This window comes from Roseateles sp. GW821-FHT02E12 (assembly GCF_059421665.1).
Window position 1 is genome coordinate 748,180 of the sequence record NZ_JBWKVK010000003.1, and the last position, 12,546, is coordinate 760,725.

The 12,546-nt window shown below is 66.1% G+C and carries 11 protein-coding genes; 9 read left to right on the forward strand and 2 right to left on the reverse strand.

Going from position 1 to position 12,546, the window contains the following annotated elements; all coding sequences use genetic code 11:
* The first annotated feature begins 10 nt into the window (after positions 1-10).
* The 9 genes from AC07V5_RS21375 to AC07V5_RS21415 all read left to right on the forward strand — a co-directional run bounded on the left by AC07V5_RS21375 (position 11) and on the right by AC07V5_RS21415 (position 11,194).
* Positions 11-1,204: a TIGR03087 family PEP-CTERM/XrtA system glycosyltransferase gene (locus AC07V5_RS21375; RefSeq protein WP_495117721.1), complete on the forward strand. Its 1,194-nt coding sequence runs from the start codon at positions 11-13 to the stop codon at positions 1,202-1,204.
* On the forward strand, positions 1,201-2,760 hold the full coding sequence (xrtA, locus tag AC07V5_RS21380; RefSeq protein WP_495117722.1) for an exosortase A: 1,560 nt from the start codon (positions 1,201-1,203) through the stop codon (positions 2,758-2,760). Before AC07V5_RS21375 ends, xrtA begins: the two co-directional genes overlap by 4 nt.
* Before the next feature lie 43 nt (positions 2,761-2,803).
* The gene (locus AC07V5_RS21385; RefSeq protein ID WP_495117723.1) at positions 2,804-4,084 is read left to right on the forward strand and encodes a nucleotide sugar dehydrogenase; all 1,281 of its coding nucleotides are present in this window, start codon (positions 2,804-2,806) and stop codon (positions 4,082-4,084) included.
* Positions 4,085-4,128: 44 nt separating this feature from the next.
* Positions 4,129-5,619, forward strand: a complete 1,491-nt coding sequence (locus AC07V5_RS21390) for an MBOAT family O-acyltransferase (RefSeq protein ID WP_495117724.1) — start codon at positions 4,129-4,131, stop codon at positions 5,617-5,619.
* A 2-nt stretch (positions 5,620-5,621) separates the two neighbouring features.
* The gene (locus AC07V5_RS21395; RefSeq protein WP_495117725.1) at positions 5,622-6,665 is read left to right on the forward strand and encodes a hypothetical protein; all 1,044 of its coding nucleotides are present in this window, start codon (positions 5,622-5,624) and stop codon (positions 6,663-6,665) included.
* Positions 6,662-7,834: a TIGR03088 family PEP-CTERM/XrtA system glycosyltransferase gene (locus tag AC07V5_RS21400; RefSeq protein ID WP_495117726.1), complete on the forward strand. Its 1,173-nt coding sequence runs from the start codon at positions 6,662-6,664 to the stop codon at positions 7,832-7,834. The genes AC07V5_RS21395 and AC07V5_RS21400 overlap by 4 nt, the downstream gene beginning before the upstream one ends.
* A gap of 84 nt (positions 7,835-7,918) precedes the next feature.
* Positions 7,919-9,382, forward strand: coding sequence for a UbiA family prenyltransferase (locus AC07V5_RS21405; protein ID WP_495117727.1), 1,464 nt, complete (start codon positions 7,919-7,921; stop codon positions 9,380-9,382).
* Complete coding sequence (locus AC07V5_RS21410) at positions 9,379-9,726, forward strand: DMT family transporter (RefSeq protein ID WP_495117728.1); 348 nt, start codon at positions 9,379-9,381, stop codon at positions 9,724-9,726. The genes AC07V5_RS21405 and AC07V5_RS21410 overlap by 4 nt, the downstream gene beginning before the upstream one ends.
* Before the next feature lie 7 nt (positions 9,727-9,733).
* Entirely contained in the window at positions 9,734-11,194 is a 1,461-nt protein-coding gene (locus AC07V5_RS21415) for a hypothetical protein (RefSeq protein WP_495117729.1), read from the forward strand.
* Between the two features lie 3 nt (positions 11,195-11,197).
* Here AC07V5_RS21415 and AC07V5_RS21420 read toward each other — a convergent pair whose 3' ends face one another.
* Positions 11,198-11,611, reverse strand: a complete 414-nt coding sequence (locus AC07V5_RS21420) for a GtrA family protein (protein ID WP_495117730.1) — start codon at positions 11,609-11,611, stop codon at positions 11,198-11,200.
* The gene (locus AC07V5_RS21425; protein ID WP_495117731.1) at positions 11,599-12,540 is read right to left on the reverse strand and encodes a glycosyltransferase family 2 protein; all 942 of its coding nucleotides are present in this window, start codon (positions 12,538-12,540) and stop codon (positions 11,599-11,601) included. The genes AC07V5_RS21420 and AC07V5_RS21425 overlap by 13 nt, the downstream gene beginning before the upstream one ends.
* Between the last annotated feature and the right edge of the window lie 6 nt (positions 12,541-12,546).

Below are 12,546 nucleotides of genomic sequence, written 5' to 3' on the forward strand. Positions count from 1 at the left end.
TGGGCACGCGGTGAAGATCCTCTACCTCGTCCACCGCCTGCCTTACCCGCCAAACAAGGGCGACAAGGTGCGCTCCTACCATCTGCTCAAGCACTTGGCGGCGCGGCACGAGGTGCATCTGGGCACTTTCATCGACGACCCGGACGACGAGCAGCACCTGCCGCGAGTGAGCGAACTCTGCAAGAGCATGCATGCTGCGCGACTGAGCCCGCGCACGGCCAAGCTGCTGAGCCTGCGCGGCCTTCTGAGCGGTGAGGCGCTGAGCCTGCCCTACTACCGCAACGCCGGTCTGCAGGCCTGGGTGGACGAGACAGCGGCCCGCGTGGGCTTCGATGCCGTCGTCGTCTTCAGCGGCGTCATGGCCCAGTACACCCGCACCCTGACGGGCGTGAAGACGCTGGTGGACTTCGTCGATGTCGATTCGGCCAAGTGGCGCGACTACGCGCCCGAGCATGCCTGGCCGATGTCCTGGCTTTACCGCCGCGAGTTTGCCAAGCTGCTGGGCTTCGAGCAGCGCGTCGCGGACTCGGCGGCCTGCAGCTTCTTCGTCACGGACAACGAGGTCGCGCTGTTCCGCGAGCTGAGCCCGGGCCGCGATCTGCGCCTTGCAGCCTTGGGCAATGGGGTTGACGCCGACTTCTTCACGCCGGATGCGGCTCGCGCCAATCCGTTTGCGGCGGACGAGCTGCCGCTGGTGTTCACTGGCGCCATGGACTACTGGCCCAATGTTGACGCCGTGACCTGGTTTGTGAACGACATCCTGCCCGCGCTGCGCGAGCGCTTCCCTGCGCTGCGTTTCCACATCGTCGGCCGCAGCCCGGCGCCGGCCGTGCAGGCTCTGGCCGGCCACGCCGTCAACGTGACTGGCACCGTGCCTGACGTGCGGCCCTATCTGCAGCACGCCGCGGCCGTCGTCGCGCCGCTGCGGTTGGCGCGGGGCATCCAGAACAAGGTGCTGGAGGCCATGGCCATGGCCAGGCCGGTCGTCGCGGCAGGCACCTGCGTGCGCGCGATCACGGGCGCAGCGCTGGCCGGCCTGCAGCCTGCTGAAACCGAAGACGACTACGTCGAGCGCGTCAGTTCGCTGCTGGCCGATGCAGAAGCCGCCAATGCCGCTGGCCGCGCCGGCCGCGACTTCGTGCTCGGTGACTACAGCTGGGACGCCCATCTGGCCGGCCTGGACCGCTATCTGGAGACTGCATGATCCACCTGCCCAAGCCCTGGCGACTGCCGTTGCTTGCCCTGGTCCTGGCATGGGGGCTGCTTGCGGCCCTTTATTTCGCCACCGGCGCGGCCATGGTCGAGATCTGGAACCGCTCCGAGACCTTCGCCCACGCCTGGGTGGTGCCCCCCATCTCGGCCTGGCTGGTCTGGCGCATGCGCGCCGAACTCGCATCGATGGCGCCGCGCCCGGCGCCGCTGTGGCTGCTGGCCTTGTTGCCCGTGGGGCTGTTGTGGCTGGTGGGCGATCTGGCCGCCGCGAATGCCGCAACCCAGTTTGCGCTGCTGGGCATGGGTGTCGCCCTGGTGCCGGCGCTGCTTGGCACTGCCGTCGCTGGCCGGATGGCCTTTCCGTTGGGTTTCCTTTTCTTCGCGGTTCCCTTCGGAGACTTCCTGACGCCATGGCTGATGGAGCGCACGGCCGACTTCACCGTCATTGCGCTGCGCGCCACCGGCATTCCGGTGTTCCGCGAGGCGCTGGAGTTCGTCATCCCGTCGGGTTCGTGGTCCGTCGTGCAAGCCTGCAGCGGCATCCGCTACATGATGGCCTCGGTCATGGTGGGCACGCTGTTCGCCTACCTGAACTACCGCACCAACAAAAAGCGCTGGGCTTTCGTCGCCTTCGCCATCGTCACGCCGCTGGTGGCCAACTGGCTGCGCGCCTACATGATCGTCATGCTGGGGCACCTGTCCGGCAACAAGCTGGCCGTGGGGGTGGATCACATCATCTACGGCTGGGTGTTCTTCGGCATCATCATGCTGGCGATGTTCATGATCGGCGCGCGCTGGGCCGACCCCGATGCCGAGCCGGTGCTGGCGGCAGCCGACGATGCAGCGCAGGGTCAATCGCCCGGCCGCTTTGCAACGACGCTGATCGCGGCTCTGCTGCTGGTGGCCCTGCCGACCGGCATGCGCGCCCAGGTCCAACGCGCCGGAGCCCACGGCCAGCCGCTGCTGGCAGCGCCTGCTTTGCCAGGCTGGACCTGGGTGGCCGAGCCGCCCAGCAACTGGCAGCCCCATTTCCTGAACCCGATGGCATCACTGCACGGCCGCTTCGAGCCGCCCACGGGCGGTGCGCCGGTGGGCTTGTACATCGGCTATTACCGCGACCAGCGCTATGGCCGCCAGCTCGTCACATCGGTCAACGTGCTCACCGACAACGAGGACGGCAAGGGGTGGTCACGCACCGCCTCCGGGATCGACCAGATCGACGGGCAGCCCTGGCGTACGGCCGACTTGCGTGGGCAGGCGCTGAACCAGGTCGCAGGCGGTGGCAGCCAGGCACCGCGGTTGCGCGTCCTGCATGCCTACTGGATCAACGGGCGCTTCTTCACCGTCGACTGGCAAGCCAAGCTCTACGGGGTCTGGCAAGCGCTGCAGGGTCACGGCGACGATGCCGCCATCGTCATCGTCTATGCCGACAAGGCTGCCGCCGGGCCGGACGACACGCTGCTGCGCGACTTTCTGCACACGCACTGGACCTCGCTGGACACTGCTTTGCGGGACGTTCGCGACCGTGGCGTCACACACAAGCAGTGACAATCACGCGCCCTCCAAGAATTCACAGCAACGAGAAATGACCATGAAGACGCTCGCAGTCATCGGCCTCGGTTACGTCGGCCTGCCCCTGGTGGTGGAGTTCGGCAAGCAGGTCCGCACCATCGGCTTTGACATCGCCAAGAACAAGGTGGAAGCCTGCCAGCGTGGCACCGACCCGAGTCGCGAGCTGACCGATGAGGAAGTCCAGGCCGCCACGCACGCCGTCTACACCGACGACCCCAAGATGCTGGCCGAAGCCGACGTCATCATCGTCGCCGTGCCCACGCCGGTGGACGAAGCGCACATTCCCGACTTCCGCCCGCTGATCGGCTCGTCCACGAGCGTCGGCCGCCACATGAAGAAGGGCGCCATCGTCGTCTACGAGAGCACCGTCTATCCCGGCGCGACCGAGGAAGTCTGCATCCCGGTGCTGGAGCGTGAGTCGGGCCTGAAGTGGAAGCAGGACTTCTTCGTCGGTTACAGCCCCGAGCGCATCAACCCGGGCGACAAGGAACACACGCTGACCAAGATCCTGAAGATCGTTTCCGGCGACACGCCCGAGACGCTCGACACGGTCGCCAAGGTCTACGAGATGATCGTCGAGCCGGGTGTGCATCGCGCATCCAGCATCAAGGCCGCCGAGGCTGCCAAGGTCATCGAAAACACCCAGCGCGACCTCAACATCGCGCTGATGAACGAGCTGTCCATCATCTTCGACAAGCTCGGCATCGACACTTCCGAGGTGCTGGAGGCTGCCGGCACGAAGTGGAACTTCCTGAAGTTCAAGCCGGGCCTCGTCGGCGGCCACTGCATCGGCGTGGACCCCTACTACCTGACCCACAAGGCCGACATGCTGGGCTACCACCCGCAGGTCATCCTGGCGGGCCGTCGCATCAACGACGGCATGGGCAAGTTCATCGCCGAGCAGACCATCAAGCAGATGATCGCCAGCGGCAGCCCTGTCAAGGGCGCCCGCATCAACGTGCTGGGCCTGACCTTCAAGGAGAACTGCGGCGACCTGCGCAACTCCAAGGTCATCGACATTATCAACGAGCTCAAGACCTATGGTGTCGAGATCTTCGTGACCGACGCTCAGGCCGAGGCCGAAGAGGCCATGCACGAGTACGGCGTTCGCCTGATGCCTTTCGATGATCTGCCGCAGGCCGACGCCATCGTGGCCGCCGTGTCGCACCGCGAATACGCCAGCCTCAGCGCCGAGGACATCGGCAAGAAACTCGTCAAGGGCGGCGCTTTCATCGACGTGAAGGCAGCCTTCGACGCCAAGGCGCTGTTGGGCGCGGGCTTCCGCCTCTGGCGCTTGTGAGCTGAGGCCGAGGACCGGCCTGACCACGCCTGCCGCGCCACGCCATGCTCTTCACGACGTCGACGTTTGCCTTCCTGTTTCTGCCGATCGTCCTGCTGGGCTACTACTGGATCGGCCGACGCTCGATGGACGTCGCTGCGGCATGGCTGTTTGCCGCCTCGGTGTTCTTCTACGGGTACTGGATGCCCGAATTCACGCTGCTGCTGCTGGCGTCGATTGCCGTCAACTTCCGTGTCGGGGCGGCCATCCAGGCGGCGCGGCGCGACCAGCGCATGGCCCGCGGCAAATCGTGGCTGGTGGCTGGGTTGGTCTTCAACCTCGGCCTGCTCGCCTACTTCAAGTACGCGAACTTCTTCGCAGAAAACCTGGCCGCGTTGCTGGGCGCGCACTGGGGCGCCCTGGGCATCATCCTGCCCATCGGCATCTCGTTCTACAGCTTCACGCAGATCGCCTTTCTCGTCGACACCTGGCAGGGCAAGGTGCATGAGGTCAGGCCCGTTCACTATGGTCTGTTCGTCACCTTCTTCCCGCATCTGATCGCCGGGCCGGTGCTGCATCACGCACAAATGATGCCGCAGTTCGCGCAGGCGTCGACCTATCGATTCGATTCGGCCAAGTTCCTCGGCGGCTGCGCGATCTTCGCGCTGGGGCTGGTTAAGAAGGTGGTGCTGGCCGATGGCATCGCGCCGTTTGCAGACGCCGTCTTCACCGGCGCGGACCACGGCATCGTGCCGGGCGGCGCCGAGGCTTGGCTGGGGGCGCTGGCCTACACCTTGCAGCTGTACTTCGATTTTTCCGGCTATTCCGACATGGCCATCGGCCTGTCCTGGATGTTCAACATCCGGCTGCCCTTCAACTTCGATTCGCCCTACAAGGCGCTGAGCATCAGCGACTTCTGGCGGCGGTGGCACATCTCGCTGTCGACCTTCCTGCGCGACTACCTGTACGTGCCGCTGGGCGGCAATCGCAAAGGCCCGGTACGGCGCTACGTGAATCTGGCCGCAACCATGGTGCTCGGTGGCTTGTGGCACGGTGCGAGCTGGTCCTTCGTGCTCTGGGGCAGCCTGCACGGCCTGTACCTGATGATCAACCACGGCTGGCGTGCGCTGCTGGACCGCTCAGACAAGGCCATGCCCTGGGCGTTTGCTCGTGTCGGCGCGGCGTTGAGCTGGACCTTGACCTTCCTCGCGGTGATGGTGGCCTGGGTGTTCTTCCGTTCGGTCACGCTGGACGGGGCCTGGCGCATGCTGGGCGCGATGGCAGGTGCGCACACCGGGCCGGCCGATCCCGCGGTGCTGCTCTGGAACGCCGGCCTGCAGCCGTCGGCGGGCTGGCTCTGGTCTGCCGTGTTGATGGCGCTGGTGCTGCTGGCGCCCAACAGCAACCGCATCGGTGAAGCCGTGCAGGCGCGCTTTGCCGCATCGGTGGGTTGGCGCGAGATCGGTGGCGCGGCCGCCGTACTCGTGGCGGTCTTTCTGGTGGTCGTCAATTCGGCGCGCCAGGCGGTCAGCGCGTTCATCTATTTCAACTTCTGAGCATGACCACCACCAGCTTGCGCATCGTGGCCGGCATGCTCCTGGGGCTGGTGTGCCTGGAGTTGCTGTTCCGCCTGCTGCCGGTGTCCACCGCCACGTTGACGGGCTATTACGGCGACCCCGACCTGCTGACCTACCCGCCCAACCATCGCTGGGTCACCTCCACCGGCTGGGACCTGCGCAACCCGCAGCGGCTGCAGGCCAACGCCCAGGGTTTCCTGGCAGACCATGACTTCGAGCGGGGCCCGAACGCCGTGGCTCTGATCGGCGACAGCTACGTCGAAGGCAGCATGCTGGACGCGGACGCCCGGGCCGGTGCCCAGCTGGAGCGCCTGCTGCCTGGCCGGCGGGTCTATGCCATGGGCAGCCCCGGCACCGCGTTGCTGGACTATGCCCAGCGCATCCGCTGGGCGCACGAGCAGTTCGGCGTGCGCGACATGGTGCTGCTTGTCGAGCGCGGCGATGCGCGTCAGACCCGTTGCAACTCCGGCAACATCCACAGCCGCTGCCTGGATCCGGCCACGCTGCAGCCCAGAACGCAGCGCTTCCCCGAGCCCGGGCTGCTCAAGCGCCTGGCCCGGCACAGCGCGCTGTTGCAGTACGTCTTCAGCCAGATCAAGCTTGATACCCAGCGCTTCCTGACGGAAATGTTGACGCGCCAGGCGCCGATGGCGGAGTCGACTCGCCGGCCGCGCGCAGCGCCCTCCGCAGAAGCGTTGAGCACGGAGCGCCATGTGATCGACGAATCGGTCGGCGAATTCTTCCGCGTTGCCAAGCCTCACGTGCAGGGCCGGCTCGTGATCCTCGTGGACGGTGTTCGCAACCCGGCGAACCGGCCGGACGGGCCGGACGAGTTCCAGCGTGCCTATCTGATCGACAAACTGCGCCAGGGCGGCGCCGAGGTCGTGGACCTCGAGTTGCTCTACGCCCGGCATGCGGCGCAGTCCGCGTTGTCGCTGGACGTGGGCCCTTATGACGGCCACCTCAACCGGCTGGGCATCGGCTTGGTCATGCAGGCCGGCGTCGACGCGCTGCGCACGCCGTGAACGACGCCCGGCCCCTCGTCGTCCATCTGGTCCACCGCTTCGACACGGGGGGGCTGGAGAACGGCGTCGTCAACCTCATCAACCACCTGCCGGACCTGCGGCATGCGGTGGTGGCAGTGACGGAAATCGCCGCGTTCAAAGATCGCGTGAAGGCGCCGCAGACGCAGTTCATCGCGCTGAACAAGCCACCGGGTCAGGGCTTCTGGCTCTATCCGCGCGTGTACCGTCTGCTGCGGGAATTGCGCCCGGCCGTCGTGCACACCCGCAACCTGGGTGCGATGGAGTTCCAGCTGCCGGCCTGGGCTGCGCGCGTGCCGCTGCGCGTGCACAGCGAGCACGGTTGGGACGTCAACGACCTCGGTGGCGTCAGCCGCACGAACCAGCGCCTGCGCCGTTTCTACGGCCCCGGCGTGCATCGCTTCGTGGCCTTGTCCAAGGCCATCGAGACCTATCTGACGGGGCCGGTGGGCTTCGCACCTGAGCGTGTGCAGCGCATCTGCAACGGCGTGGACACGCAGCGTTTTGCGCCGTCCACCGAAGTGCCGGAATCCTGGCCCTACCGCCGCGGCGAGCACCTCGTGATCGGCGCGGTGGGCCGCATGCAGGCGGTGAAAGACCCGCTCAACCTGGTCGATGCCTTCCTGGGCCTGCGTGAACTCTGCCCCGCCGACTGGCCGCGCCTGCGCCTCGCCATGCTGGGTGGCGGCCCGCTGCTGGAGGCCGCGCGCGAGCGCCTCGCCAACGCCGGTGCGGCAGACCAGGCCTGGTTGCCGGGCGACCGCAGCGACGTCGCCGCCTTGCTGCCGCAGTTCGACGTCTTTGCGCTGCCCTCCCAGGCGGAGGGCATCAGCAACACGCTGCTGGAAGCCATGGCGTGCGGCTGCGCGCCTGTGGCCACGGCGGTGGGCGGCAATCCGGAATTGGTCGGTGATGGTGTCAATGGCCTGCTGGTGCCGCCTTCTGACAGCGTAGCCCTGGCCCGGGCGCTGGCGCGCCTGGTGGACGAGCCGCCATTGCGTTTGCAGCTGGCGCAGGCCTCGCTGGCTCGTGCACGCGATGAATTCAGCCTGCAGCGCATGGTTTCGGCCTACGAGGCGCTGTACACGTCGGGCATCGACCCGGGCCGATCAACGACCGACTATCGAGGGCCGAGCGCGTCTAGCCGATGAGCCCTGCGCCGCCCGATGACGGGTGGCTGGGGTTGGCTGGCGTGCCTGTGTGCATGACGAAAGCAAAACGACGGAGTGGCTGGCATGCCTGAAACTGAAACGACCATCGCTGCAGGGCCTCCTCTCGTCGTTGACCTGGACGGTACGCTGACACCCACCGACACGCTGGTGGAGTCGGTCGTCCGGTTGCTGAAGCAGTCCTTCCTGAACCTGTTCCTGCTGCCGGTGTGGCTGCTGCAGGGGCGTGCCGCGCTCAAGCAGCAGGTCGCCGCGCGGGTCACGCTGTCCGCCGCAGGGCTGCCTTACAACGCCGAGCTGCTGGCCTATCTGCGCGCCGAGAAGCAGCGTGGCCGCAAGATCTTCCTGGCCACGGCCGCCCACGAGTCCATCGCACAGGGCGTGGCCACGCATCTCGGCCTGTTCGACGGCGTGCTGTCCAGCAAAGACGGTACCAACCTGAAGGGCAGCACCAAGCTGCAAGCCATCCAGCAGCAGATCGACAGCCGCTTTGTCTACGCCGGCGACCATCGGGCGGACCTGCCGATCTGGAAGAGCGCGCAGGCGGCCGTGCTGGTGGGGGTCTCGCGTTCGGTGGCCGACGCCATTCCCAAGAGCGTTCCCATCGAGAAGGAGTTCCAGCACGGCAAGGCTGGCCTCAAGACCTGGGTGAAGGCACTGCGGGTGCACCAGTGGGCCAAGAATCTGCTGCTTTTCGTGCCGCTGCTGACGGCCTACTCTTTCCTCGACGTCAACAGCATCTTCAAGACGGTGCTGGCGTTCTTCGCGTTCTCGTTCTGCGCGTCGGCCACCTACTTGATGAACGACCTCTGGGATCTGGACAACGACCGCGCGCATCCGCGCAAGCGCATGCGACCGTTTGCCAGTGCGCAGATCCCCATCCTCAAGGGCATCCTGGGGGCGTTCGTGTCGATGTGCATCGGGTTCGCGCTGGCGGCGACGGTGTCCCCCGCTTTCGTGCTGATCCTGGCGTTGTACGTGGTACTGACGACCACCTACAGCTGGATGCTCAAGGAATACGTGCTGATCGACGTGCTGATGCTGGCGATGCTCTACACGCTGCGCATCTTTGCCGGTGCCGTCGCGATCCATGTCTCGACGAGTTCATGGCTGCTGGCGTTTTCCGTGTTCGTCTTCCTCAGCCTGGCGCTGGTGAAACGCTGCTCGGAACTGGTGTCGCTGGGGGAGGGCGGCCAAACGGCGACGCGAGGCCGTGACTACCGCGTTACCGACCTCGCGATCCTTTGGCCCATGGGCATGGGTGCTGCGCTGTCGGCGGTGGTGGTGTTCGGCCTGTTCATCAGCGCCCCCGAGACGCAAGCCCAGTACGCGACGCCGTCGCTGTTGTGGTTCATGGCCCTGGCGCTGGTCTATTGGCTGTCGCGGCTGTGGATCAAGACGTCCCGCGGCGAGATGCATGACGACCCCATCATCTACGCGTTCTCCGACGGCGGCAGCCGCATCGTGGTCGTGTTCATGCTGGCGGTCATGCTGATCGCCCGTTTCTGTGCCCTGGAGGTTCCCCAGTGAATACGCTGCTGCTGGCGATCGTCAGCGTCATGATTTCCGTCGCGGCACAGTTCTCGCTGAAGGCCGGCATGTCAAGCGTGAAGGCCGGGCTGGAACCGGCCAGCCTGATCGCCACGTTCACGAACAAGTTCGTGCTGCTGGGCTTCCTGCTGTACGGCCTTGGCGCCGTGGTCTGGCTGGGTGTGCTTTCCAAATGGGAAGTCAGCAAGGCCTATCCGCTGGTGGGCCTGGGGTTCGCGATGACGGCGATCGTGGGCATGCTGTTGGGTGAGCAGGTTTCGCTGGTGAGGCTGGGCGGTGTCGCCCTCATCTGCTCCGGCGTCGTGCTGATCGCCAGGACCTGACGCCGCCATGATCCAGCCCACCGTGTCGCGCAGCCGTTCCGTGGTTGCCAGGGATGTCGGCCTCGTCGTCCTGCTGTTTGCCATCAGCCGGGTCTTGTACAAGGCCGCCGGCATCCAGTTCGACTCCAGCAACATCAGGCACTTCATGCAGATCCTGGATCTGCATGAGCTGCAGACCAATTTCTGGACCAGCATCAACCACCTGCACGCTCAGCCACCGCTGTTCAACATGCTGGTGGGGGGGCTGCTGATCCTGGTGGGTGAGGCCCGCTTCGATGCCTGGATGGGCGTCGTCTACATGGCAGTCGGACTGGCGGGCGTGGTTTGCTTCTTCCTGCTGGCGCTGCGGCTGTTCGGGTCGCGCCAGCTGTCCTTGCTGCTGACGGCCTTCCTGATCTTCGCGCCCGCCAGCATCCTCTACGAGAACAAGCTGTATTACGAAGGGCTGGTGGCGCCGCTGCTGGTGTGCGGCTTCTTCTGCTTTTACGACTACCTGCAGAGTCGCAAGGCCTGGATGGGCATGCTGGCCTTTGCCATCTTTGCCGTGGTCGTGCTGCTGCGCACCGCCTTCCATCCGGCCTGGCTGATCCTGCTGGCGGTCGTGCCGCTGCTGATGGGCCGGGCCGTGCTGCGCAGGACGGTGCTGGTTGCCGCCATCCCCTGCCTCGTCGTCGGTGCGCTGCTGGTGAAGAACTTCCTGATGTTTGGCGCGCCCGGCTTTTCGTCGTGGCTCGGCTCCAACATGGCGCGCATGACGGTGGAGACCCTGCCGGCCGACATGCGGGCCGACATGCTCAAGAGCGGCAAGCTGTCGCCGCTGTCGTCCATCGACGTGTTCGAGAAGCCCGAGCGCTACATCGCATTGCTCGGGGCGTCCAAGCCCACCGGTGTCGTCGTCCTGGACGAGATGAAGAAGCAGGTGGGCGGCTTCCCGAACTACAACGCGGAGGTCTTCCTGCGCGTCAACCCGGTGCTGGCCAAGGACTCGAAGCAGGCCCTGCTCGCCTACCCGCAAGGTTTCCTGAAGCGGGTCGGGACGGCCTTCTATCACTTCAACCGGCCGCCCAGCGAGTTCAAGGGCCTGGATTCCAACGTCGTGCACATCGCGCAGCTCGACCGCTTCTACAACCTGCTGGTGCAAGGCCAGCCGGTGGCGATCTGGGGACTGAGCAACGATCCAGCGCGGCCGACGTCGCCGCTGTTGCAGATGGGTGTCGTGAAGCTGCTGTTCTTCGCCGCGGCCATCGCGGCCTGCGCCTACTTCGGCTGGCAGGCGCTGAACGTGCGCCGTCGGCCGCTGGCGGCGGTGGAGTGCTTCCTCGTCTGCCTGGCGGTGACGGTGGCCTACGCCATGCTGGTCACCAACGTGCTGGATGTCTGGGAGAACAACCGCGCCCGCTACATGATCGACCCATTGATGACGCTGTTGGTCGTTGCTTTCTTCTACAGAAAGCGCCTGGCTGCGTAGCCATTAGCGGGCGACGAAGACCCAGCGGCGCGACACCCAGAAGTTGAAGCCCATCGCCACGATGGAGCCCACCGCCACGCCGGCCAGCAGGTGCTGAGGCTGGGTGCCCAGCACCCGCAGCACGCCCAGGTAGCAGGCGATGTTGATGGCCGCACCTGCGCTCGTGATCACGACGTAGCGCAGCCAGCTCGACGCGCTGCCCTGCACCTGGAAGGTGAACTGGTGATTCAGCCACCACGTGACGGTGGCGGCCACGATGAAGCCCAGCACCCGCGCCGTCGCCTCACCCAGCCCGAGCACGCTGTGGAACAGCAGCGTCAGGCCGGCATCGGTCACGAACCCCACGCAGCCGACCAGGCCGAAGCGCAGCAGCTGCGAGCGCATCAGGGCAGCCCGCAGGCCGCTCAGGGCTCCCATCGCGGCGTCTGCAGGTAGAGCAGCCGCTTGATTTCCTGGCGCCCGCGCGTCACCGTCTCCAGGATCACGCCGGCGATGAAGAAGAGGAAGGCCAGGATCATGATGCCCGTGGACAGAATCGCCGTCGGGAAGCGCGGCACGAGCCCGGTGTTCAAGAATTCCAGGATGATGGGCACAGCCAGGCCGGCGGACAGCAAGGCCAGCAGGCCGGCCAGCGTGGAGAAGTACATCAGCGGGCGCTCGTGCTTGTAGAGCTGCAGGATCAGCCGCAGGATGCGCGTGCCGTCGCGGTAGGTCGACAGCTTGCTGGCGGAGCCCTCGGGCCGCGCGCCGTAGGGCGTGTCGATTTCGGTTACGGGCATGCGCAGTTCCAGCGCGTGCACGGTCAGCTCCGTCTCGGTCTCGAAGCCCTTGGACAGCGCCGGGAAGGACTTGACGAAGCGACGCGAGAAGACGCGGTAGCCCGACAGAATGTCCGTGAAACTGCGGCCGAACAGCTTGGCGACGAAGCCCGTCAGCATCGCGTTGCCGAAGACGTGGCCCGGCCGGTAAGCCTCGGTCTGCGTGTGAACGCGGCAGCCCACGACCATGTCGAGCTGTTCGTCCAGCAACGTCCTCACCATCTTCGGTGAGCTGGCGGCGTCATAGGTGGCGTCGCCGTCGACCAGCACGTACACGTCGGCCTCGATGTCCGCAAACATGCGCCGCACGACGTTGCCCTTGCCCTGGCGGCGCTCGATGCGCACGATCGCGCCGTGCTCCCGGGCCACCTCGGTGGTGCGGTCCTTCGAGTTGTTGTCGTAGACGTAGATGCCGGCCTGGGGCATGGCTGCGCGGAAGTCCTTGACCACCTGGGCGATGGCGACTTCTTCGTTGTAGCAAGGGATGAGTACCGCCACGCGCAGCTTGGGGTCCAGGGCGTCGATCATGTTGTT

What these genes read in the sequence shown, in the direction of transcription:
- xrtA (WP_495117722.1), top strand. Translation starts at nt 1,201, where the DNA reads ATGATCCACCTGCCCAAGCCCTGGCGACTGCCGTTGCTTGCCCTGGTC.
- AC07V5_RS21385 (WP_495117723.1), top strand. Translation starts at nt 2,804, where the DNA reads ATGAAGACGCTCGCAGTCATCGGCCTCGGTTACGTCGGCCTGCCCCTG.
- AC07V5_RS21390 (WP_495117724.1), top strand. Translation starts at nt 4,129, where the DNA reads ATGCTCTTCACGACGTCGACGTTTGCCTTCCTGTTTCTGCCGATCGTC.
- AC07V5_RS21395 (WP_495117725.1), top strand. Translation starts at nt 5,622, where the DNA reads ATGACCACCACCAGCTTGCGCATCGTGGCCGGCATGCTCCTGGGGCTG.
- AC07V5_RS21405 (WP_495117727.1), top strand. Translation starts at nt 7,919, where the DNA reads ATGCCTGAAACTGAAACGACCATCGCTGCAGGGCCTCCTCTCGTCGTT.
- AC07V5_RS21415 (WP_495117729.1), top strand. Translation starts at nt 9,734, where the DNA reads ATGATCCAGCCCACCGTGTCGCGCAGCCGTTCCGTGGTTGCCAGGGAT.
- AC07V5_RS21420 (WP_495117730.1), bottom strand. Translation starts at nt 11,611, where the DNA reads ATGGGAGCCCTGAGCGGCCTGCGGGCTGCCCTGATGCGCTCGCAGCTG.
- AC07V5_RS21425 (WP_495117731.1), bottom strand. Translation starts at nt 12,540, where the DNA reads ATGATCGACGCCCTGGACCCCAAGCTGCGCGTGGCGGTACTCATCCCT.